At 69.9% G+C, this 20891-nt stretch carries 24 protein-coding genes; 13 read left to right on the plus strand and 11 right to left on the minus strand.

The genetic code is table 11. From position 1 onward, the window contains the following. The first annotated feature begins 16 nt into the window (after nt 1–16). The 3 genes from ACQPY0_RS16830 to ACQPY0_RS16840 are packed head-to-tail and all read left to right on the plus strand — an operon-like array spanning nt 17 to nt 3106. A complete protein-coding gene (locus ACQPY0_RS16830) occupies nt 17–727 on the plus strand; it encodes a response regulator transcription factor (RefSeq protein ID WP_432989769.1) in 711 nt (236 codons plus the stop codon). Nucleotides 728–731: 4 nt separating this feature from the next. Beyond that, nucleotides 732–2126, plus strand: coding sequence for a sensor histidine kinase (locus ACQPY0_RS16835; protein ID WP_432989771.1), 1395 nt, complete (start codon nt 732–734; stop codon nt 2124–2126). After that, on the plus strand, nt 2081–3106 hold the full coding sequence (locus tag ACQPY0_RS16840) for a TAXI family TRAP transporter solute-binding subunit (RefSeq protein ID WP_432989773.1): 1026 nt from the start codon (nt 2081–2083) through the stop codon (nt 3104–3106). The genes ACQPY0_RS16835 and ACQPY0_RS16840 overlap by 46 nt, the downstream gene beginning before the upstream one ends. A gap of 151 nt (nt 3107–3257) precedes the next feature. Here the strand turns inward: ACQPY0_RS16840 and ACQPY0_RS16845 are convergent, their stop codons facing one another. Next, nucleotides 3258–4409, minus strand: a complete 1152-nt coding sequence (locus tag ACQPY0_RS16845) for an FAD-dependent oxidoreductase (RefSeq protein WP_432989775.1) — start codon at nt 4407–4409, stop codon at nt 3258–3260. On the opposite strand from ACQPY0_RS16845, the gene ACQPY0_RS16850 reads away from it, so the two are divergent. Next, nucleotides 4317–5138 (plus strand): TetR/AcrR family transcriptional regulator C-terminal domain-containing protein, encoded by an 822-nt coding sequence (locus ACQPY0_RS16850; RefSeq protein ID WP_432989777.1) that lies wholly within the window; start codon nt 4317–4319, stop codon nt 5136–5138. The genes ACQPY0_RS16845 and ACQPY0_RS16850 overlap by 93 nt on opposite strands. Nucleotides 5139–5181: 43 nt before the next feature. Here ACQPY0_RS16850 and ACQPY0_RS16855 read toward each other — a convergent pair whose 3' ends face one another. Continuing rightward, nucleotides 5182–5817, minus strand: coding sequence for a response regulator (locus ACQPY0_RS16855; RefSeq protein ID WP_432989779.1), 636 nt, complete (start codon nt 5815–5817; stop codon nt 5182–5184). Then, on the minus strand, nt 5814–7016 hold the full coding sequence (locus ACQPY0_RS16860; RefSeq protein ID WP_432989781.1) for a sensor histidine kinase: 1203 nt from the start codon (nt 7014–7016) through the stop codon (nt 5814–5816). The genes ACQPY0_RS16855 and ACQPY0_RS16860 overlap by 4 nt, the downstream gene beginning before the upstream one ends. Nucleotides 7017–7163: 147 nt before the next feature. Here ACQPY0_RS16860 and ACQPY0_RS16865 point away from each other — a divergent pair, with 147 nt between their 5' ends. After that, complete coding sequence (locus ACQPY0_RS16865) at nt 7164–8252, plus strand: ABC transporter permease (protein ID WP_432989783.1); 1089 nt, start codon at nt 7164–7166, stop codon at nt 8250–8252. Beyond that, on the plus strand, nt 8249–8932 hold the full coding sequence (locus ACQPY0_RS16870; protein ID WP_432989785.1) for an ABC transporter ATP-binding protein: 684 nt from the start codon (nt 8249–8251) through the stop codon (nt 8930–8932). The genes ACQPY0_RS16865 and ACQPY0_RS16870 overlap by 4 nt, the downstream gene beginning before the upstream one ends. A 116-nt stretch (nt 8933–9048) precedes the next feature. On the opposite strand, the gene ACQPY0_RS16875 is transcribed toward ACQPY0_RS16870, so the two are convergent. From ACQPY0_RS16875 to ACQPY0_RS16895, 5 genes are all read right to left on the minus strand, one after another. Beyond that, entirely contained in the window at nt 9049–9939 is an 891-nt protein-coding gene (locus ACQPY0_RS16875) for a hypothetical protein (RefSeq protein ID WP_432989787.1), read from the minus strand. A 1-nt stretch (nt 9940) separates the two neighbouring features. After that, nucleotides 9941–10264, minus strand: a complete 324-nt coding sequence (locus ACQPY0_RS16880; RefSeq protein WP_432989789.1) for a PadR family transcriptional regulator — start codon at nt 10262–10264, stop codon at nt 9941–9943. Nucleotides 10265–10404: 140 nt separating this feature from the next. Then, a complete protein-coding gene (locus ACQPY0_RS16885) occupies nt 10405–11358 on the minus strand; it encodes an MFS transporter (RefSeq protein ID WP_432989791.1) in 954 nt (317 codons plus the stop codon). Further along, a complete protein-coding gene (locus ACQPY0_RS16890; protein ID WP_432989793.1) occupies nt 11352–11702 on the minus strand; it encodes an MFS transporter in 351 nt (116 codons plus the stop codon). The genes ACQPY0_RS16885 and ACQPY0_RS16890 overlap by 7 nt, the downstream gene beginning before the upstream one ends. 427 nt (nt 11703–12129) lie before the next feature. After that, nucleotides 12130–12618: a MarR family winged helix-turn-helix transcriptional regulator gene (locus ACQPY0_RS16895; RefSeq protein WP_432989795.1), complete on the minus strand. Its 489-nt coding sequence runs from the start codon at nt 12616–12618 to the stop codon at nt 12130–12132. An 89-nt stretch (nt 12619–12707) separates the two neighbouring features. Here ACQPY0_RS16895 and ACQPY0_RS16900 point away from each other — a divergent pair, with 89 nt between their 5' ends. Together ACQPY0_RS16900 and ACQPY0_RS16905 are read left to right on the plus strand one after the other, a co-directional pair. After that, on the plus strand, nt 12708–13079 hold the full coding sequence (locus ACQPY0_RS16900; protein ID WP_432989797.1) for a DoxX family protein: 372 nt from the start codon (nt 12708–12710) through the stop codon (nt 13077–13079). Nucleotides 13080–13412: 333 nt separating this feature from the next. Beyond that, nucleotides 13413–13667, plus strand: a complete 255-nt coding sequence (locus ACQPY0_RS16905) for a cellulose binding domain-containing protein (RefSeq protein WP_432989799.1) — start codon at nt 13413–13415, stop codon at nt 13665–13667. A gap of 45 nt (nt 13668–13712) precedes the next feature. Here the strand turns inward: ACQPY0_RS16905 and ACQPY0_RS16910 are convergent, their stop codons facing one another. Next, a complete protein-coding gene (locus tag ACQPY0_RS16910; protein ID WP_432989801.1) occupies nt 13713–14579 on the minus strand; it encodes a CPBP family glutamic-type intramembrane protease in 867 nt (288 codons plus the stop codon). A gap of 288 nt (nt 14580–14867) precedes the next feature. Here ACQPY0_RS16910 and ACQPY0_RS16915 point away from each other — a divergent pair, with 288 nt between their 5' ends. Together ACQPY0_RS16915 and ACQPY0_RS16920 are read left to right on the plus strand one after the other, a co-directional pair. Continuing rightward, nucleotides 14868–15995, plus strand: coding sequence for a sensor histidine kinase (locus ACQPY0_RS16915; protein ID WP_432989803.1), 1128 nt, complete (start codon nt 14868–14870; stop codon nt 15993–15995). Beyond that, the gene (locus ACQPY0_RS16920) at nt 15992–16654 is read left to right on the plus strand and encodes a response regulator (protein WP_432989805.1); all 663 of its coding nucleotides are present in this window, start codon (nt 15992–15994) and stop codon (nt 16652–16654) included. Before ACQPY0_RS16915 ends, ACQPY0_RS16920 begins: the two co-directional genes overlap by 4 nt. A 36-nt stretch (nt 16655–16690) precedes the next feature. Here the strand turns inward: ACQPY0_RS16920 and ACQPY0_RS16925 are convergent, their stop codons facing one another. Together ACQPY0_RS16925 and ACQPY0_RS16930 are read right to left on the minus strand one after the other, a co-directional pair. Further along, on the minus strand, nt 16691–18034 hold the full coding sequence (locus tag ACQPY0_RS16925) for a hypothetical protein (RefSeq protein WP_432989807.1): 1344 nt from the start codon (nt 18032–18034) through the stop codon (nt 16691–16693). Continuing rightward, nucleotides 18031–18525, minus strand: coding sequence for a SigE family RNA polymerase sigma factor (locus ACQPY0_RS16930; RefSeq protein ID WP_432989809.1), 495 nt, complete (start codon nt 18523–18525; stop codon nt 18031–18033). Before ACQPY0_RS16930 ends, ACQPY0_RS16925 begins: the two co-directional genes overlap by 4 nt. A gap of 63 nt (nt 18526–18588) precedes the next feature. Between ACQPY0_RS16930 and ACQPY0_RS16935 the strand changes: the two genes are divergently transcribed. The 3 genes from ACQPY0_RS16935 to ACQPY0_RS16945 all read left to right on the plus strand — a co-directional run bounded on the left by ACQPY0_RS16935 (nt 18589) and on the right by ACQPY0_RS16945 (nt 20712). Continuing rightward, the gene (locus ACQPY0_RS16935) at nt 18589–19104 is read left to right on the plus strand and encodes a hypothetical protein (protein WP_432989811.1); all 516 of its coding nucleotides are present in this window, start codon (nt 18589–18591) and stop codon (nt 19102–19104) included. Nucleotides 19105–19129: 25 nt separating this feature from the next. Then, complete coding sequence (locus ACQPY0_RS16940; RefSeq protein ID WP_432989812.1) at nt 19130–20005, plus strand: phytanoyl-CoA dioxygenase family protein; 876 nt, start codon at nt 19130–19132, stop codon at nt 20003–20005. A 149-nt stretch (nt 20006–20154) separates the two neighbouring features. After that, entirely contained in the window at nt 20155–20712 is a 558-nt protein-coding gene (locus tag ACQPY0_RS16945; protein WP_432989814.1) for a DUF1963 domain-containing protein, read from the plus strand. Nucleotides 20713–20891: the final 179 nt, after the last annotated feature.

A 20891-nucleotide genomic window follows, 5' to 3' on the forward strand; every position in this document is an offset into this window, starting at 1 on the left:
ATCGATGGAGAAGCCGATGAAGGTGTTGGTCGTTGAGGACGACGACAGGGTTATGGCCGCTCTGCGTTCCTACCTGGTCCAGCATGGCCTGGCTGTCGCCTGCGCCGGCACCGGCGAGCAGGCGCTGGAACTCGTCGCCGACGGCCCCGATGCCGTTCTGCTCGACCTGGGCCTGCCGGACCGTGACGGATTCAAGGTATGCATGCAGATGCGCAAGATCTCAAACGTGCCGATCATCGTCGTCACGGCCCGGGCGGACTGGCGTTCGCGCGTACACGGGCTGAATCTCGGTGCCGACGACTACGTCGTCAAACCGTACAATCCGGCCGAACTGGTGGCCAGGATTCATGCCGTCACCCGGCGCGCGGGCTCGGCGGTGGCCGCCGCCGAGAACCCACTACCCGCGCCCGGTTCCGCGCCGCGGGTGTTCGGACCGGTGAGCGTGCACCCCGAGTCGCGCATCGTCATGGTGGACGGTCGGCGGATCCACCTGACTGTCAAGGAGTTCGACGTGCTCGCGTTGCTCACCCGCCGCCCCGGTGTGGTGTTTCGCCGCGAACAGATCATGAGTGAGGTGTGGGGCACCGCATGGGAAGGCGCGGCACATACGCTGGAGGTCCACGTCGCATCGTTGCGTCAGAAGCTCGCCATGCCCGGCCTCATCAAGACCGTTCGCGGCGTGGGATACCAGCTGACGCTCCCGGTCCTGCCCTCCGCGGACGCCTGAGCCGATGCGCACGCGGCTGGTCGTGCTGCTGACGCTGCTCATTGGATGCGTCCTGGCCGCGCTGAGCGTGCCCTTCGGCCGGAGTATCGCCGCCGGGCGCCAGCAGGAGATGTTCGTCGACCGGCTGCAGGACACCAGCCAGTTCGCGGCCATCGCGCAGCAGGCGACCACGTCCGTCGCGCAGGAGGCGCTTCGTGACGACCTCGAGCGCTACGCCGACCTGTACGGCATCACGGTCGCTGTGGTCGGCCGGGGAGGCACGACGTGGGCGATCTCCGGCGCGCTGGCCGATCTCGACCGGGACGACGTCGTCGAACGCATCCGCCAGGCGGCGGCCGGGCACCAGAGCACCGCACCGCCGACGATCTGGCCCTGGTCGGACCGGCCCATCGTCGTGGCGGTGCCGGTGATCCGCGGTGACAACGTCGTCGCCGTGGCGGTCACCGTCTCGGTCGCGGCGCGGCTGCGGGTCAGCGTCGGGCGCGACCTGCTGCTCCTGTTCGTCGCCGACCTGGCCGCGATGGTCCTGCTCGGCGCTGCGGCGACGCGTCTGGCGACGTGGGTGCTGCGGCCGGTCTACGTGCTCGACGCCGCGGCCCGCCGCATCAGCTCGGGCGACCTGACCGCCCGGATCGGCGGGGTCACCGGCCCGGTCGAGCTGCGCCGGCTGTCGACCACGTTCAACGGCATGGCGCAGGCGGTCGACCTGGCGATGCAGCGTCAGCAGGCCTTTGTCGCCGATGCGTCCCACCAGCTGCGCAACCCGCTGGTGGCGCTGGTCTTGCGGCTCGAAGCGCTCGGCATGGGCCTCGACGATCAGCAGCGTCAGCAGTTCGACCTGGCCCGCGACGAGGCGGTGCGCCTCGGCGAGATCCTCGACGAACTCCTCGAACTGGCCACGGTTGTCCACGTGGCAGCGCGACCGGTCCTCACCGACGTGCACGACCTGGTCGGCGGCCGGATCGCTGCCTGGCAACCGCTTGCCGACCGGCGCGGAGTGCAACTGCCCGGCCCGTGCGATCCGCAACCCGCCACGGCCGCCGTCGCCCTGGTCGATCCGATCCTGGTGTCCTCCGCGCTGGATGCCGTACTCGACAACGCGGTGAAGTTCACGCCCGGCGGAGGCTGGATCACCGTCGCCGTCACGGCCGCGGCCACGGCCGTGGACATCGAGGTGACCGACAGCGGGCCGGGGCTCAGCGAGGACGACCTGACCCACGTCGGCGACCGGTTCTGGCGCAGCGCCGCCAGCCAGAACATCCCCGGGAGCGGACTGGGTCTCAGCATCGCCCGCGCGCTGCTGGAGACCACCGGAGCCACGCTTGCCTTCGCGGGAGTCGAACCGCACGGCCTGTGCGTGACGATCCGGCTGCCACGCCCGGCCGGCGGTGGGGCGTGACCCGCCGGGCCGGCCGCCGGTGGATCCTGGCCGCGGCCGCCGCGGTCCTGCTCGGCGTGGCCGGATACACGAGCTCACCGTGGACGTGGTCCGGCTCCGGCAGCCGGCGGACGACACCGGTGCTGCTCGCCATCGGCGACTCGGGCGAGGTGGACCACAGCTACGGCCTGGCGCTGGCGGCTGCCGCCGGCGGCGAGCTCGGCCCGACCGGCACCCTGACCACCGCCGGCGCCGTGGAAAACCTCCATCTGCTGGGCCGGGGACGTGTGACGTTCGGGTTCGCGACCGCGGACACGGTGGAGGCGTACGCCGCTCAGTCGGCCTCGACCGGCGAGGCGCCCGTACGCGCGCTGGCCCGCCTGTACGACAACTACGTCCACCTGATCGTCCGGGCCGAACTGCCGGTGCACTCCGCCGCCGACCTGCGCGGGATGCGGGTGTCCGTCGGCAGCGCCGGATCCGGCACCGCGCTCGTCGCCGACCGGGTCCTCCGCGCCGCCGGGCTCGACCCCAGCGGTGACCTGGACCGTGTCGAGCTGAGCCTCACCGACGCGACCACGGCCATGCGTGACCGTCGCATCGATGCGTTCTTCGTGTCCGGAGGGCTGGCGACGCCTGCGGTGCTCGAACTGGCCGGGCGGTCCGAGATCCGCCTGATCGACCTCGCCGACATCGCCGCGACACTCCGCTCCACCTACGGCTCCTACTACCAGACCGGCAACGTTCCGGCCGGCACGTACCGAGGAATGACCGGGCCGATCACGACGCTCGTCGTGCCCAACCTGTTGCTGGCCACCGATGCCACGCCGGACGACGTCGTCGAGCAGATGACCGGCGTCCTGTTCGCGAGTGCCGCGGGGATCACCGACTCGGTCCCCGCCGTCGGGCAGATCGACCGCCATGCGGGGATCTTCACCGGCGCGGTCCCGCTGCACAACGGCGCCCGCGCGTACTACCGCTCAGCCAAGGTGGCGCGCTGAAGAACACATCCGCCTCCCCAGAGAGCCACGCCATCGCGTTCCGCCGCTCCCCGTCGAGCGGATGCCGTTCGATGCTGATTCTCGCTGAGCCGGGTGCACCGGCCGACGAGGCCGCACGACGGCGGTAGTGGGCCGGCTGCGTCGCGTGTTGTCAGTCTGCGGGTGCCGGCTCGGTGGGCCGCGGCGTGAAGAAGCGGATGATGTCGTCGGCTGCGGTGGGGGAGAGCATCATCGCCTGGACCCGTGCGGACATTTCGGCGATCGGGTGGGTTCTGGTGAACATCGCCTCTTCGTACGTCCGGATCGCCGAGTCGGGGTCGGCGGGGTTGGCTGCGAGTTCGGCGGCGAGTTCGGCGGCGTCGAGCATGGCTTGATTGGCGCCCTCGCCGACCGGCGGCATGAGGTGTGCGGCGTCGCCGAGGAGGGTGATGCCCGGCTGGTTGGCCCAGCGTGTACCGATGGGCATGGCTTCGATCCGGCGAGGCGTCGGCGCGCTGTCGCCGGCTTCGATGAGTGCGGTGAGGCTTGGGTCCCAGCCATCGAACATGTCCAGCAGGGCGCGCTTACTACGATATGTTTCGATGTCGCGATCTTCTGCGCGCACTGAGATCCCGACTCGGATGCTGCCATCGCCGAGGCGTTGCGCTGCCAGGATCTGGTTCACGCCGATGCACCACAGGTTCCCGGGGCCGACCAGTTCGGCGAGATCCGGGTGGCGCCGGTCGGCGTCGCCGATGCTCAGCTCTACCAAGGTGGCCACATAGGACAGTCTCGCGTCGGTCAGCAGCGACCGGACGACCGAGCGCGCGCCGTCCGCGCCGATGAGGATGTCGCAGTCGGCGCTGTGGCCGCCATCGAACGTCAGCCCGAAGCCTCCGCCGGGTCGTGGCGTCGCCGTGACGAGCTGGTGCTGCCAGGCCACCGCGTCGCCGGGGAGCGAATCGAGCAGAAGATCACGCAGTGCGCTGCGGTCGATCTCGGGTCGTCCGGAGAATGAGCCGGGTTGTGGCTTGTGGTGCACGAGGGTGCGTCCGGCCGGGTCGAGGATGCGATGTTCCTCGCCCTCCGGCCGTGCCTCCGACCGGAATCGGCCGGTGAGGCCCGCATCGGCCAGGGCCTGTTGCCCGGACTCCGGGTGCAGGTCGAGCATTCCGCCCTGTGATCGCGCGGATCGGCTCGCCTCGCGTTCGTACACCACCGCGCCGATGCCGTGCCGGTGCAGGATTCGGGCCAGCGTCAGGCCGCCGAGGCCGCCGCCGGCGATCGCGATTCGCATCATCATCTCCGTTACCGTACGATGCATCTTGTGGATACGCCGTACGGTAGCGAACTCTTGCCCGTTTGGGAACGGCCCGAGCCTCAGCCGCGGGCGGCGCCGGTGCCGTTGAGTCGCGCGAGGATCGCCGCTGCGGCGATCCGGCTCGCCGACGCGCACGGCCTCGACGGACTGTCAGTTCGCAAGATCGCCAAAGAGCTCGGAGTCGGTCCGATGCGGCTCTACGACTACGTGCTCAACAGATCCGAACTGCTCGATCTGATGGTCGACGCCGTCTATGCCCGGATCGCCGAGGCCGGCCGGCACTCCGAGTGGCGCGCCACAGTACTGGCCATCGTTCACCGGACCCGCGACGCCGCCCTTGATCATGAATGGTTCGCCGACCTGCTCGGCGCAAGGCCACACTTGGGACCTCACGCGCTCGCCGTGGGCGAATCGACCGCGGCGGCGCTCAGCCAGGCCCCCGGCGTGCGCGGTATCGACGATCTCCAGCGGGCCTTGGGCGCCCTCAACGCGTTCATCGTCGGAGCGCTCCGCAGGGAGATCACCGAGCGACGCACCGCCCGTTCGACCGGCACCGACGTGTCCGCTTGGCAGGCCGCCCTCGGACCCTACCTGACACGCATGCTCGAAACCGGCCGCTACCCCACCGTCGCCCGGCTCGTCATCGACGGCGCCCACCTCAACGCCGAGGAAACCTTCCACCACAACCTGATCACCATCCTGGACGGCATCACCAGCCACCCCCACACGTGACCTACTCCTCGCGGACACGGCACCGACCTTCGCATGCCGCCGGTCAGCGACGGATGAGGCCGAGGTTGGTGGCCGTGGCGACGGCAGCGGTACGGGAGTCGACGCCGAGTTTGATGTAGATGCGGGCCAGGTGTGACTTGACGGTGCCCTCGGTCAGGTGCAGGCGGGCGCCGATCGCCTGGTTGGACAGGCCCTCGGCGACCAGGGTGAGGACTTCGGTCTCGCGGCGGGTCAGCGCGGTATCGGGTTGGCGCAGGCGGCTCATCAGCCGGTCCGCGATGGCAGGGGCGAGGGTGGTGCGGCCGGTAGCGGCGGTGCGTACCGCGGCGGCCAGTTCTTCGGGTGGGGCGTCTTTGAGCAGGTAGGCGGTGGCGCCGGCGGCAATGGCGGGCAGGGTGTCGGCGTCTGTGTCGTAGGTCGTCACGATCACCACGCGGGGTGCGCCAGGGTGCGCGGTGATCGCGGCGGTGGCTTCGGCGCCGGTCATGCCGCCCTTGAATTGCAGGTCCATCAGGACGACGTCGATGTCGCCGTCCGCGGCCCGGGCGACGGCCTGTTCCGCGGTGGCGGCCTCGGCCACCACCGTCAGGTCGGCTTCGGTCTCCAGGACGGCGCGCAGCCCCGCCCGCACGATCGGGTGGTCGTCGGCGATCAGCAGGCGAATCGCCGTGCCGGTCATGGGTTCGTCCCGGTGCCGGTGGGGACCTGAACCGCCAGTGCGGTGCCATGCCCGCCAGTGGCCTCGATGGTGAGGGTGCCGCCGAGCGCGCGGGCGCGGGCGCGCATAGCTGCCAGCCCGAATCCGCCGTTGCTCGGCTCCGTGGCGGCGAGCCGGGTGGGGTCGAAGCCGGTGCCGTCATCGACGATGTCCAGGGCGACCTGGTCGCCGAGGTAGCTCAGGGTGACGTCCACGGTCTCGGCGTTGGCGTGCCGGACGACGTTGGACAGGGCGGACTGGGCGATGCGCAGCAGCGCGATCTCGGTCGCGGAGGATAGTGGCACCGGTTCGCCGGTGCGGTGCAAGCGGGCGGTGATCCGGTGCCGTGCGCTCGTGGTGGCGCACAGCTGCTCGAGGGCTTCGACCAGGCCGGCGTCGTCCAGCGCGGGCGGGGTGAGCGCGGCGATGAAGCGGCGGGCCTCGGCGAGATTGTCGACGGCGGCCTGCCGGGCCTGAGCGACATGACGAGCGGCCGTTTGCGCGGTGTCGGGCAGCGCGCGTTCGGCGGCCCGCAGCAGCAGCTGGATACTGGACAGCCCCTGGGCCAGGGTGTCGTGGATCTCGCGGGCCAGCCGTTCCCGCTCGGCCAGCATTCCTGCGGTGTGCTGGGCTGCGGCCAGATCCGCGCGGGTGGCGGTCAGCTCCTCGATCAGCTGCCGGCGCCGTTCGCTCTCCCGGTACAGGGCCTGGTAGCCCCGCACCACGGCGATCGCGACGGCCGCGCCGAGTATCGGCCCGACCGTGATGGCCAGCGTCAAGTTCCCGGCGTGGGCGGCGAAACCGGTGATCGCCCCGATCGCGGTGACGAGCACCGCGACGACACCGGCTCGGCGTGGTAGCAGGTGCAGCTGCAGGAAGTACAGCGGGAAGGCCACCCACACTCCGTCCGCGGACAGGGCCAGCAGGACCAGCCATACCGTGACGACCGCGGCCAGCCACACCCTGGCCGCCCGGCGCGACGCGCGAACACGCGCGAACCACACCCCGGTGCCATAGGTCAGGGCGAGCACGCCCGCTACCGCGACCACCAGCCAGGCGTGCGCCGCGCCGCTGGCGACTGCCCGGCCGCCGGCCAGCACCAGCAGCCCGGCGAGCAGCAGATGCAGGCACCACAGCAGGCCACGGGCCGTGCGCGGCAGGTGGGACGCGGTCGAAGACATGGTCTGTTCAGCGTACGGAAGTCACGCCCGGTGGGCCTCTGTCAAAAGATGCAAGGCGCATCTCGTCTTGCGGCAGATGCCTGCACCCCCGGTCGGCGGCGATCGTAGGAGCAGCCGCATCACGCCGAAGGAAAGGGGCGGAATACCGTGTTCGTCGCATGGCGTGACCTGAAGTTCGCCAGGGGTCGTTTCGCCCTGATGGGCGCCGTCATCGTGCTGATCACCATGCTGGTCGGGCTGCTGTCCGGGCTGACCGCCGGGCTCGGCCAGCAGAACATCTCCGCGATTACCGGTCTGCCCGCCGATCGCATCGCTTTCAACGCCCCCTCGGCAGGGCAGGACCTGTCCTACGCCAACTCCATCGTCACCGCCGAGCAATGGCAGCACTGGGCCCGCACGCCCGGCGTCACCAGCGCCGAACCACTCGGCATCAGCACCACCCGGGCCACCTCCGGCACCACGACCGTCGCCGTGTCCGTGTTCGGCGTCCAGCCCGGCTCCCCGCTCGCCCCGGCCGCCGACCGCATCGACGACCGATCCGTGGTGGTGTCCACCACCGCCGCCGCCGACCTCGGACTCCACGACGGCGACACCCTCACCCTCGCCGGGCGGAGTCTGACCGTCGCCGCCGTCCGCGGTGACGCGTTCTTCAGCCACACCCCGGTCGTCTGGACGAGCCTCGCCACCTGGCGACAGACCACCCCACCCATCAGCGAGCCGGATCGGGTGACCGCGACCGTGATCGCCCTGACCACCACCGGCAGTACCGACATCGCAGCCGGCGACCGAGTGGCCGGCACTCACACCGTCACCCGCGACGACTCACTGTCCGCGATCGGCTCCTACACCTCCGAGAACGGCTCCCTGCAACTGATGCGCGGCTTCCTGTTCGCCATCTCCGCCCTGGTCATCGGTGCCTTCTTCACCGTCTGGACCATCCAGCGCAGCGGCGACGTCGCCGTCCTCAAAGCCCTGGGCGCCTCCACCACCGTCCTGCTGCGCGACGCCCTCGGACAAGCCGCCGTCCTGCTCACCGCCGGCACCCTGACCGGCACCGCCCTCGCCGCCGCTGCCGGCGCTCTCGTCGCCGGCACCACTGTGCCGTTCCTGCTCAGCCCGGCCACCATGCTCGGGCCCGCCTTGATCATGATCGCGCTCGGGGTGCTCGGCGCGGCCCTGTCCATCCGTCGCATCACCTCCGTCGACCCGCTGACCGCCCTCGGGAGCGCCCGATGACCCTGCACCTGACCGACGTGACCCTCACCTACCCCGACGGCGACACCCGCCTGACTGCCCTCGACCACGTCAGCCTCGATGTGCCCCGCGGCACCCTCACGGCCGTCGTCGGCCCCTCCGGCTCGGGCAAATCCAGCCTGCTCGCCGTCGCCGCCACCCTCATCACCCCGGACAGCGGAACCGTCACCATCGACGGCACCACCATCACCGACCTCAGCCGCAACGACCAAGCCGCCCTGCGCCGCCGCAGCATCGGCATCGTCTTCCAGCAGCCCAATCTGCTGCCCGCGCTCACCGCCGCCGAACAACTCCAGGTCATGGCCGTCATCGACGGCCGTTCGGCCGCCGCTGCCCGCCGCCGTGCCCTCGACCTGCTCGACGCCGTCGGCATGGCCGCTCAAGTCGACCGCCGCCCACACCAGCTCTCCGGCGGCCAGCGTCAACGCGTCAACATCGCCCGCGCCCTCATGAACGACCCCACCGTCCTGCTGGTCGACGAACCCACCAGCGCCCTCGACCACGAACGCGGCGCCACGATTGTCGACCTGATCACCCAGCTCACCCACCAGCAGGCCACCGCCACCATCCTGGTCACCCACGACCGCACCCACCTCACCGCCGCCGACCACATCACCGAGGTCCGCGACGGCCGCCTCCTCGGCCTCGCGGCTTGGGGGTAGCCGACCCCCGCGGAGATGACGCGGTGGGCTTCGCGATCGCGTCATGAGGCCGTGCGGACATTGGTTCAGCAGGGCTGGGGGCACCACTCAATCAAGGTGAGCAGCGCCCGCCCGGGTCATACGGTCTGCCGGCGCAGGCGCCGCGCCTGCATGAAAGCGTCGATCAGTCCGATCGCGACGGTCAGCGCCAGGGCCGCCCGGAACACTTCGTCACTGGCCTCCGCCTGCAGAATCGGGCCGCCCAGCAGGATCAGGGCATAGACGGCCGCGGTGAGGACGTTGCCCGCCATCTCTGCTTTTCGCAGTGCCGGCGACCATCGCCCGGCGACGGTCACCACCGCGAACAGGACGATCCCGAGCACCATGCACAGCAGCGTCAGCGGGCCGCGCAGGCGTAGGAAGTCGTCGTCGAAGGTGAGCGCCTTGATCGCCTCGGGGGCCGCCTTGCCTCCGCTGACCCAGTCGAGCAGCCGGGCGGCGAAGACGAGGGTGAGGGTACCGGCGATGAAGAAGAGGATGGCTGCGACGCGACCTGGACGGTTGACGCGGCCATCCGCACCGCGGCGGGGTTTCCAGACGGCGGTGCTCGGCCAGCGGCGGCGCGTCCATGCGGCCAGGCCGTAGCAGAACACCAGGACACCGGGCCACCACAGCGCCGGGATCGCGACGCCCAGCCACCACTGCAGTATCGACTCGGCCTCAATCGCGCCTGCCAGCCAGATCGTCACCACCCCGATGACGCTCCAGCGCAGGAAGCTGAGCGCGTCGGCCTGGTCGATCACGGAGACCGGCCGCCCGTAGCGGGCAGCGGCCTCGGCCGGACGGCCGAACTCCTGCAGCATCCGCAGCGCGGTCTCCTCGCGCGAGTTGCCCGGGTCGCGTTCGCCCAGCTCCTCGCGGAACAGGGCCCGCAGCTCCCGTGCCACATCCGCCTGCTGCTTGTAGGGGAGCAGCCGGGTCACGTCTTCCACATAGGCGTTGATGAGATCCTCAGCGCTCATCGTCACGTCAATCACTCTCCAAGAGCCGGTCCATTGCCTCGTTCAGGCCACGCCAAGAGGAGATGAGCTGCTCGTAGAGGCGCAGGCCCGCAGCGCTTGCCTGGTAGTAGCGCCGTGGCGCACCTTCGCTGGTGCGCCATTCGCTGATCAGCACGCCCTGCGACTCCAGCCGGCGCAGCAGGGGGTAGAGGGTCCCCTCCTCGATCGGGAAGCCCTTGCCGGTAAGCGATTGACGCAGCTCGTAGCCGTATTGGAACGTTCGGAGCTGCGAGAGCACGGCAAGGACCACCACGCCCCGGCGAAGCTCGAGCTCCAACTTGTCGCTAACCATGCGGCACACAGTACTGTGGGCCGCACAGCTCGTCCAGTGGCTGTCAGCTGCAAGACACCAACGGCGCGAAGACTGTTGCCTTCGCGCCCGATCGGTGCGGCGGTGTCGGTCGCTCGGGCGGGTTTACGAGGTACGGCGAATCAGGGTGCAGGGTCTTGAGTGCCTTTGGCCGGGAAGTCGCGCAGCGTGCGGGCCGAGGTGGCCAGCAGGGGCAGGGGCGTGATGATGTAGAGGACGGCGAGTGCCCACATGGCAGCCCGGATCCCGACGGCCGAGGCCAGGAGGCCGGCGGTTGTCGCGCCGAGCGGGATGGTGCCGAATACGAAGATCCGCGATGCTGCGGTGACCCGGCCGAGTAAGTGCGCGGGAACGAAGTTGCCGCGGAACGTCATGGTTATCACGTTCGATATCGTGGCTCCGGCCAGGGCGACGAAGGATCCCGCCGCGAACAGCGTCAGGCGCCAGCCGTGGCCGCCGAGCGGCAGCAGGAGGATGAACGGGGCGGCCGCGACGTTGGCCACCAGGTAGGTGCGGGCGCTGCCGAAACGCCGGGACGCGCGGGTGGCGAGTGCGGCGCCGAGAATGCCGCCGAGGCTGCCCACGCCGATCACGAATCCCGCGGTTCCGGGCGCGGCATCCTCGGTGCGCACCAGGAAGATGACGCGCAGTGCCGTGATGCCCAGCATCGCGAAGTTGGTCGCCGCTGCCACCACCAACATGGCCTGCAGCAGGCGTCCGCGCATGATGAACCGGATGCCCTCGGCGATCTGGCGCGGCATGCCCGGGCGATCGCCTTCGGATGGGCGCGGCTCCGGCTCGGGCCGCAGGCCGAGCAGACAGGCCGCCGACACCAGGAAGGTGACGGAGTCGACGAGGAACCCGGTGACTGCGCCGGCCGCCTGGGCCAGCAGCCCGCCGAGGCCAGGTCCGACGACCAGGGCGACCGATGCGCTGGTCTGCAGCTTGGCGTTGCCTTCCATGAGGTCTTCCGTGGAGACCAGATGAGGCAGGAAAGCGTTGAACGCCACGTTGGAGAAGATGCCTGCGGTGCCGGCGAGCAGCGCGGCCACCAGCAGCATGGTCGTGGTCAGCACGTTGGTCCAGGCCGCGATCGGGATGATGACGAGTACGACCGCCGAAACGATGTCGGCGAAGTGCGCCGGCGCGGCCATCGGTCGACCCAGACGCCGGCCGGAAGCCCGATCAGCAGCCACGGCAGCCAGGTGGCGGCCGTCAGCAGGGCGACCATGGCCGGACCGGCGTCCAGCGTCGAGACGGCCACCAACGGGAGCGCCATCGCCGTGATCGAGGAGCCGAGAGCACTGGTGGACTGCCCGATCCACAGCAGGGCGAAATTCCGCGTCCGCAGCAACCCGCCCACCGGCCTGTCCTGTGACGCGGGTGTGCCCTCGTCCGCGCCCACGGCATCCGCGCTCATGCGGATCGTCCTGTTGAAGATCGCGCCGATGACGGACACGACATCATCGACCGGGCAGCCGTTGCCTCAGACCGCCGACCATCTGGGCAGGATCACACGACGGGCCTGGAACGTCGATCGATTTAAGCCTGGCCGCCATGCCCGAAGATGTACAGGCCGGACTGGCGGCCCGGCGCGCTTCGCAACCGTTCCTGGAAGCTGGTACCTCAGTGGCACTTCTCGATCTGGGTGTGGCGGCAACTGCTGCCGGGCCAGCAGCCCCTGATGTGGTCGCCCAGCCGGCCCGCGACCGACGACCTCGCACACGCCGCGGATGACCGGCGATCGTGGTGCTCGGGTGCGTGTCCCCGCGTGCTCGCGGGTCTGCCTGTCGCCCCCAATGCGACCGCGGCGACGCGCTGAGCTGTATGCGGTGAAACCGGGCGGTCTAATAGGGACGGGCGCCGGGGTACGGGCCGTCCGGGTCGACGGTGCGCATGATGCGCCCGCAAATGTCGTGCAACTGCCGGGGTTGCGCCTTGGTCAGTGGATCGAAGACCAGTCGGCGGACCTCGGCGACATGGCCGGGCGCGGTCTCGACGACCTTCTCCAGGCCCTCGTCGGTGAGGATGGCGAGCGTGTAGCGGCCGTCGTCCGGGTCGGGGGAGCGGCGCACCCAGCCACGCTTCTCCAGGCGGCCGATGGCCTGGGAGAGGCGGGGGAGCGAGCCCTCGGATATGGCGGCGAGCAGGCTCATCCGCAGCCGGCGCTCCGGCGCGACGGAGAGCCCGGCGAGGGTCATGTACTCGAAGAGGCTGATCCCGGCGTCGCGCTGGAGCTGGGTGTCGAGCGAGCCTGTGAGGCGCGTCAGCACGGAGAACAGTGTCAGCCAGGTCTTCAGCTCGTCCTGGTTCAGCCAGCGGGGTTCGTCGGTCACGTCGAGATCATAGCAATGACTTGCATGTTTAAGTCAGTGGCGCTAGCTTCAACTTCACTGTTTAAGTCATCTCATCCTGGTGGTGAATCATGAACATCGTTCTTTGGGCTATCGCCGGACTGGTCGCCGCCGGTTTCCTGTTCTCCGGCGTGTTCAAGCTCGCCCTGTCGCGCGAGAAGTACATCGCCGCTCAGCCCTGGGCCGCGGACGCGCCGCACTGGGCTCCCAAGGTGATCGGCGTGCTGGAGGTGCTGGGTGCGATCGGCGTGATCCTGCCCGCCGCAGTCAATGTCGCGCCGACCCTCGTCCCGCTCGCCGCGACCGGGCTGGCCCTGGTGATGGTCGGCGCCGTGGTGATGCACCTGCGGCGCGATGAGTTTCCGGCGCTGGTGCCGAGCGGGGTGCTGCTGATCCTGGCCGCGGTGGTGGCGTGGGGCCGGTTCGGGCCGTACGCGTTCTGACCCGGTCACGGGGCCGCGGCCCGGCGACCCTGTGATTGATTCCCTGTGCCAGCAACGAACAAGCATGCCTCGATGGCGGTCACGCCCCCAGCAACGACTCCATCCCTCAGGCATTTCGTTCGCCTCGGCCATGGCAATCCATCGTGAATCATGGATGTGTAGCTGTCGGTGGCTACCGACGTCAGCAGTCCAGAACGGGGTTGCCGTGCCCAGCCGTCCGACCCGACCGGCCCGATGGTGGGTCCGTGTCCCCCGGACTGACGTCACGGACCGCCCGCCTGGCTGTGGTGTGGCCGGTGGATGTTTCCGGCAGCTACTCCGCACCGTCCGAACGTGAGTGCCGGGCTGGCGTCCACCTGTGCGGTGCGGTACTGGTTCCGGGGCGCGGAGGTGTGGGTGGGGGTCAGGAACATCGCCCCGGCGACGGTCAACGGCTGGACGCTGAGCTGGGTCATGCCGACATCGCAGCCGGTCTTGGCCATCTGGAACGCCGCGCTGGTCAGTCAGACCGGTGGCATCGTCATCGTCCGGGACCTCGGCTGGGATGCAGAGCTGGTGTCGCCTAAAACGATGTGTCCGCCGCGCTGAAGGAGCCGGGCCGCGCCTGGATCAAAGTAGAACGCAACGGAGCCGTCAGGATGAGCCTGGACTGGGGCTGATTGCCCGGCCTCGTGGATTGCGCACCCGCTGCCAAGCCGGCACAGCCAGGCAGGCGGCAGCCAGTACCACCACCGAGCACCACAGAATCTGAAGCTGGCTCATGCCGCCGGCGTCGGTGAGCACCTGCTCCGACAGCAGTCCGATGATCATGTTGTTGCCCGCATGCGCCAGGCTCGCCACCCAGACCGAACCACTGCGCGCGCACAGCCAGGACAGGATCGCCTGCTGGAGCATGAACGAGACGGTCCACAGCAGCATGCTCAAGGAGTGGTCGGTGAGCTCGACATAGCCGAGGTAGGCCAGCGGATAGTGCCAGATGGCCCAAATGAGGCCGGTGGCGGCGACCGACCATCCCGGCCGTCCGGGGACCATCCTGGTTCGTAGATACCCGGTCCAGCCGAACTCCTCACCCCAGTACAAGGGCGTCAGCACCACGGGCACCACGAGCAACAGCACGATGCCGGCCCAGCCGCCGATCGGCGCTGGATCCGGCTGCCACCAGCCCCAGACCGCAGCGACGCCCATCGTGGCACCGATGATCGCGAACGGTCCCAGCCAGGCCAGCAACCACCAGTTCCATGCAGCGCGCAACCGCAACGTCAGGCCCGCGTCCGCGAACCCCTCGCGGGTGACCCAGCGCCGCACCACGATCGCGGCGATCGCCGGCGTTGTCGCGACAGGCAGCTGGACCAATGGATTCACCAGCGACAGGCCCAGGACCAGCCGGGCGACGAACAGATACGGCCACGTCACCCCGAAGGCGATGGCCAGGTAGACAAGGACACCCTTGGTTCGAATCGACACGGGATGAGCAGACCAGCGGAGGGCCGGCCGCGTCACTACGGGTGGTCGGGGCGTCCATGGTAGTGCCAGGTATACCCAAATTCGGTACGAGTGCTGATGGGCCGGCGTCGATCCGGCCGGTAGCGTCCCTGTGTGTCCAACACGCTTCTGCGGCAGCTGACCGCACCGCGGTACCTGGTTTCCCCGTGGCCCTGGCGTGCCGCCGGCCACGTGGTGTCGACCGGCGTGGTTGCGACGGTCATGGCAGTGTCCTATGCGCTGTGTTCACTTCCAACCGTGCTCCTGGCCGCCGACCACGGCCGGTCCGGCCTGGAACTGGCCAGGGTGGCGTTCGCCGCGCTCTTCGGTGTCGTGCTGATCGCCCTGGTCGGCCCGTTGCTCGCCGTTCCGTTGGGTCGGCTGGAGCGGTGGCGGTTACAGCTCATCGACGAACGGCCGCTACCGAGCACAGATCGTGTGTCGGGTCGCAGCGCCGCCGGTTGGGTGCGGGCCCGGTACACGCAGCGAGCGACCTGGCGTGCGGTTGCCTACAGCCTGATCCTGGCCACGGCGGGACCCTTGGTGCTGGGCTGCCTGACGCTGGTTGTATTGGTAATCGTCGCGGCGATCAGCAGCCCGTTCGTCGCCAGTGGCGGCGACGGCACGGCCGTGCTCGGCCCGATTCTGCTGCGCGGGCCGAGAGAATCGATACCGTACGCGGTCGGCGCCGTTGCCCTGTTGCCAGCCATGGCGTACCTACTGGGCCTGCTGGCCGGTGGGCACGGGCAGTTGGTTCGCGCACTGCTCGGTGGTGCCCCGGTGGAACGGCTCCAGGCCAGGCTGGTCGAGGTGACCCGGTCCCGCGCCAGGTTGGTCGATGCGTTCGAGGCCGAACGCCGGCGGATCGAGCGGGATCTGCACGACGGGGCACAACAACGACTCATCGGGCTGACGCTGCGGCTCGGTCTCGCGAAGTTGGACATGCCAGCCGGTTCGGCTGCCGCCGAGGCGGTGTCAGCCGCGCACAAGGAGGCGAAGCTGCTGATGGGCGAATTGCGCGAGCTGATCCACGGTATCCACCCACAGGTGCTCACCGATCTCGGTCTGCCTGCCGCGTTACGTCGGTTGGCCGACCGCTCGCCGGTGCCGGTCACCGTCGAGACCCGGCTGAGTCGACGCCCGCCGGCTCACGTGGAGGCGGCCGCATACTTCGTGGCGTCCGAAGCCCTGACCAACGTCGCGCGGCACAGTGGTGCCCGATCAGCCGGAATCCAGTTGCATGAGGACGGTGCTGCGTTGAGCATGCGGATCTCAGACGACGGCCGGGGTGGCGCTGATCCGGCACGTGGCACCGGGCTGCTCGGGCTCGCCGACCGAGTCGCGGTCGGGGACGGGCGGATGTTCCTGTCCAGTCCGCCAGGTGGGCCGACCATCGTGCAGGTCGAGCTACCGTACCAGCCGGCGCCGGCATGATCCGGGTCGTGCTCGCCGAGGACGGGGCCTTGCTGCGAGAGGGGTTGGCCGGGCTGCTGGACCGCTTCGGGTTCCAGGTGTTGGCCGCCGTCGCCGATGCCGACGCCCTACGCCAGGCCGCTACCGAGCACCGCCCGGACCTCGTGGTCACCGATATTCGGATGCCACCCGGGTTCACCGACGACGGTTTGCGGACCGCCATCGACCTGCGCACTACCCGTCCGGCGCTGGCCGTGGTGGCGCTCAGCCAGTACGTCGAGGATCGTTACGCGGCAGACCTGTTGAACTCCGGCGATGGCCGGCGGGTCGGCTACCTGCTCAAGGACCGCGTGGTCGACGTAGCCGAATTCGCCGCCGTGCTCCACGGCGTGGTCGCCGGCGGCACGGTGATCGACCCGGAGGTGGTGCGGCGGCTGCTCAGCCGGCCCACCGATCCGCTGAGCCGGCTGTCGGCGCGGGAACACGAGGTGCTGACGCTGGTCGCCGAGGGCGATTCGAACGCGGCCATCGGCCGGCGCCTGAAGATCTCGGAGCCCGCCGTCGGCAAACACATCGGCAACATCCTGGCAAAGCTGAACCTGCCGCCCGACGAGCACGCAAACCGTCGTGTGCTCGCTGTGCTGACGTACCTGCGCGCAGGCCGGAGTACGAACCCGTGAGCACGCGGCCGTACGCGGTGGAGGGGTCCCACACGCTCAGGGGCCAGGATCTGGGCGCCGGCGTGCGCGGCGGCGGTGGTGCACGGCAGCCAGCAGCGCCGCCGCTGCCACCGATGCGGCGGCAGCCGCCACGAACCCCAGCGGATGGTGCAGGAAGCCGTAGTCGGTGGCTCCCGTCGCGTCCCGGAAGGCGCCGGCCAGGGCCAGGTCCGCGGCCACGTCCAGCTCGCTGATACCGTCCGGTGTCTCCAGCAGCACCTGCTGCGTGGCGGCGCCGGGGCGCAGCGCGACCAGCCGGGCCCGGGCCGAGCCGTGGTCGGTGAACGGGCTCCAGGCGTGCTCCCACACCAGCTGAGCCGGTCCCGCTCCAGCCCGGGGCACGCCGGTGATCGCGATCGCGGTGCCGTCCGGGCGCCAGCCGAGCAGCCGCACGTACCGGGCGTCGGTCGCCGCGGGCAGCGCCGGGTCTGCCGATGCCGCGGTGTCCGCCGGCAGGCCGGTGCGGGCGTCGCGGACGACGAGACGCCAGCGGTCGTCGGCGTCGCGGTGCGCGGTCACGACGGCCGTCCCGCTGGGCAGCCACGCGCCGGGTCCGGCGAGGGTCTCGGACGAGAGCTGGATGGTGGTGTCCGGGGTGTCGCCGCCCACGGTGTACAGCCGCAGCTCGTCACCGACCTGCAACGCGAGTCGCCGATGGTCGCCGGACAGAGCCGCGGACCAGCCGGGGACCAACCACTGGTCGCCGATGTCGAGGCTCGCGACGTCGGTGCGCCGGGCCAGGTCGTACACGCCCACGCGACTCTGCCGCGGCTCCCCGTTGCCGGTCTCGTAGACCACGAGGGCGCCGTCGGGCGAGAAGGCGCGGATCTCTCCCGGTACCGAGATCCGTTCGTCGGTGACGAGGGAACGGACCTGGTGGTTGCGGGCGATGTACCGTCCGTCGGGGGAGAGCAGCGCCTCGAAGCCCGGTGGGGTGTACACGACGTCGTTGAACACGCGGTACCGGTTCCCGCTGGCGGCGACCGCGCCGAAGCGGCCCTCGTTCCAGTCGCCGGTGGTCGCGTCGCCACCGAAGATCGCCGCGGCCGGGCCGAGCGCGGCGGCGTCGGCGGCGGCCGTGTACCAGGGCGGCGGCGTGAGGGTCGTCGGGATGCCCGGCGTGGTGGTCCCCGCAGGGATGCTGCTCTGCCCGGCCGGGCGCACGGCCCAGCCGATCCCGACGGCCAGGAGCACGACCACGACCGCCACCGTGGCGGTGGCGGCGGCCCTGATCCGGCGGGTGCGGTGCCGGGCCCTGGCCAGGTCGAAGAAGTCGGCCGGCAGCGTGGCTCGCGGGGTCTGTTCCGCGAGCGTGCGCAGCCCGTCGTGCAGGCGGGTCACCGCAGTACCCCCATCTCGAACTCGTCCAGCAGCTCGGGGGCGAGCACGCGCAGCCGTGCGAGCGCGTGGCGCGTCTGGCTTTTCACCGTGCCGACCCGGCAGTTGAGGCGGGCGGCGGTCTCGGCCTCGGTGCAGTCCTCGTAGAACCGCAGCACCAGCACCGCCCGTTGCTTCGGGGTGAGCCGGGCCAGTGCCCGCCGCATGAGCACGGCCAGCTCCGGCTCGCCGCCCGGCGGCCCGGCCCGCTCCGGCAGCTCCGCGGTGAGCGTCTCCACCACGCGGGATTGGCGGCGCCGCCACCAGCTGACCGACTGGGTGTAGAGCGCGCGGCGGGTGTACGCGGCCGGGTCGTCGATGCGATGCCACCGCACGGCCAGCCGGGCGAGCACGGTCTGCACCAGATCCTCGGCGTGCTGCCGGTCGCCGGTCAGCAGGTACGCCGTGCGCAGCAGCGCGTCGAGCTGCCCGCGGACGAAGTCGTCGAACGTCACCCCAATCCCTCCCTCACCCGCTATGACGCACGAGCGGGCGGCCATGGAGGGAGGCTCGACCGAGTGTTTTCGCCACAGTTTACGCCAGGACAATGGCGACCCGCCGATCCCGCCGTTCGCGCCTACATCGCCACCCGCCGGACGATCCCGTTGCTCCGCGACGCGGCCATCGATACCAACCAGTCAAGGGCGGGGTCTCCGCCCGCGATGGTCCTGCTGATCTGGGTCACCGGGCAGGGCATCTTCACCGTTTACACCGCGCTGGCCACCCTGCTCGTCTTCTTCTGGGTCATCCCTTATCTGCTCATCGCGGCGGGCGCGGTCGCGCTGATGAAGCGGCTGCGTAGCCTCACCGCCGGTCTGGTGATCTCCGCCCTCGTCGGAGCGGTGACGATGGGCTGGTTGTACGTCAACAACCTCGTGAACCCGCCCGCATCGCCGATCGACGCGATGTCCTGGGTATTCCTCGTCACCATCGCCGTCGGCTTCGCCGCCTTCTGGCTCACCGAACGACGCAGCAAAGCCGGCGCTGTCGAACCGATCAGTCAGGACGCTGATGCGTCGACCCGCACCTCGTGAGATACCCCTACCCGAAGGAAGGCGCATGCCAAGTCTGACCACACTTCCCGCCACGGCCACCGTCGACGACGTGGTGGAGGTCCTCGACCGCGACGGCGGCGTCATCGTGAAGGACGCCGTCAGTCAGGAGCTCATCAGCCGGGTCTTTGACGAGATCAAGCCGTACCTCGACCTGACGCCGTGGGGCGAGGGCGACTTCATGGGAACCCGCACCCGCCGGACGTCGAGCATCCTGGCCAAGTCGCCGAGCTACGCCGAGGTGGTGCTCTCCCCGCACCTTCTCGGTGCGGCCGAGGCGATCCTGGGGCGTGAGAAGGCCTACAGCTGGGTCGGTGAACAGCGACTGGACTCGAAGAGCCGGGTGCAGATCTCGTGCACGTCGGCGATCTACATCTTCCCCGGCGAGACCGCACAACCCCTGCACCGCGACGACTTCCTCCACCACCGGGTCCACCCCGGGCCGGAGAGCCAGGTGCAGGCGCTGTTCGCCGGGACCTCCTACCACGCCGCGAACGGCGCCACGATGGTGATCCCCGGCAGTCACAAGTGGGACGACGACCGGCCGCCACGGGTCGAGGAGGCGGTGCCGGCGGAGATGACGCGGGGCTCCTGCCTGATCCATCTGGGGTCGACGTATCACGGCGGCGGGGCCAACGTGACCAAGGACGAGCCGCGGCTGGCGATGGTCCTCGCCTTCGCGCGCGGGTATCTCCGCCAGGAGGAGAACCAGTACCTCGCCGTGCCCAAGCAGCAGGTGCTCAAGTACCCGGAACGGATCCAGCGACTGCTCGGCTGGGACGTCCACGAGCCCTACTGCGGCTGGTGGGAACTGCAGGACCCGCACGTGCTGCTGCGGGGCCAGGACTCGAATGTCGTTGCCGCACACGACCTACTGTCCTGAATGGCTTCGGTGCTGGGCCCGTCCTTCGGGCGGGCCCAGCTGCCCGTGCTGCGGGGCGCCCTGCTGGTGTGCCCGGCCGCCCAGGGCGGCATCCCGCCCATCGCATACGCCTTCACCACGACCGTGCGCCGGATCGTAGGATGCCGACCGTGGACGCGAGAGATGTGTTTCGTCGGGCAGCGCGTGATAAGGGCGTGGCCACCGCGATGATCGAGAAGTGGGTCCATCTCGCGCGGCCCCAGCTGGCGTTCGTTCGGGACGAAGGGCCCGTCATCGGTCGCTTTGGGGGCAAGCCCAGCATGCCGGACGGTGCGGAGTGGCCGGACTTCATGGCCTGTATGGCGACCATCGACCTTGCCTTGGTGCCGCGCGGCAGCCACGATCTGGATCTCCCGCAAGACGGTCAGCTGATCTTCTTCGCAGAAACGATGGACATACCGGAATACTGCAACGTCGTATACGTCCCGGCCGGCGTTCCGGTCACCGAACGAGAACTGCCTGATGATGCAATTTTGGACGACGTCATCACCCCTTTCCCGCTCTGCGGCAGGCCGCGCTGGTCAATGCCCCAGGGAGCCTCTGACCTCACTGTTGAGCTGGACGACAGCTGGGAAATCCTGGAACCCATCTACGATGCCCTGGGCGACCTGACTGACGGTAAATACCCGTTCGCGATGGGGGGTCATGGCGCAATGCCGTTCAGATAAGGCCGTCTGGGCAGGCCAGTAACGGTGTGGGTGGGCCGGGATGGCAGGTGATCCGGTCGGTGGGGCGTTTGACGCGGTAGGAGTTGTGTCGGGCGCGTTTGATGACGCGGGGGCAGGTCCGGTCGCGGCGGGGTGGGTTGGGCTGGCTGCGGATTTCGGTGAGCGCGTCGGTCAGGGCG

Origin of the sequence: Dactylosporangium sp. CA-233914 (genome assembly GCF_050942935.1) — a bacterium.
Lineage (GTDB): Bacteria > Actinomycetota > Actinomycetes > Mycobacteriales > Micromonosporaceae > Dactylosporangium.

What these genes read in the sequence shown, in the direction of transcription:
- ACQPY0_RS16830 (WP_432989769.1), top strand. Translation starts at nt 17, where the DNA reads ATGAAGGTGTTGGTCGTTGAGGACGACGACAGGGTTATGGCCGCTCTG.
- ACQPY0_RS16835 (WP_432989771.1), top strand. Translation starts at nt 732, where the DNA reads ATGCGCACGCGGCTGGTCGTGCTGCTGACGCTGCTCATTGGATGCGTC.
- ACQPY0_RS16845 (WP_432989775.1), bottom strand. Translation starts at nt 4,409, where the DNA reads ATGCATCGTACGGTAACGGAGATGATGATGCGAATCGCGATCGCCGGC.
- ACQPY0_RS16855 (WP_432989779.1), bottom strand. Translation starts at nt 5,817, where the DNA reads ATGACCGGCACGGCGATTCGCCTGCTGATCGCCGACGACCACCCGATC.
- ACQPY0_RS16860 (WP_432989781.1), bottom strand. Translation starts at nt 7,016, where the DNA reads ATGTCTTCGACCGCGTCCCACCTGCCGCGCACGGCCCGTGGCCTGCTG.
- ACQPY0_RS16870 (WP_432989785.1), top strand. Translation starts at nt 8,249, where the DNA reads ATGACCCTGCACCTGACCGACGTGACCCTCACCTACCCCGACGGCGAC.
- ACQPY0_RS16880 (WP_432989789.1), bottom strand. Translation starts at nt 10,264, where the DNA reads ATGGTTAGCGACAAGTTGGAGCTCGAGCTTCGCCGGGGCGTGGTGGTC.
- ACQPY0_RS16890 (WP_432989793.1), bottom strand. Translation starts at nt 11,702, where the DNA reads ATGAGCGCGGATGCCGTGGGCGCGGACGAGGGCACACCCGCGTCACAG.
- ACQPY0_RS16900 (WP_432989797.1), top strand. Translation starts at nt 12,708, where the DNA reads ATGAACATCGTTCTTTGGGCTATCGCCGGACTGGTCGCCGCCGGTTTC.
- ACQPY0_RS16920 (WP_432989805.1), top strand. Translation starts at nt 15,992, where the DNA reads ATGATCCGGGTCGTGCTCGCCGAGGACGGGGCCTTGCTGCGAGAGGGG.
- ACQPY0_RS16940 (WP_432989812.1), top strand. Translation starts at nt 19,130, where the DNA reads ATGCCAAGTCTGACCACACTTCCCGCCACGGCCACCGTCGACGACGTG.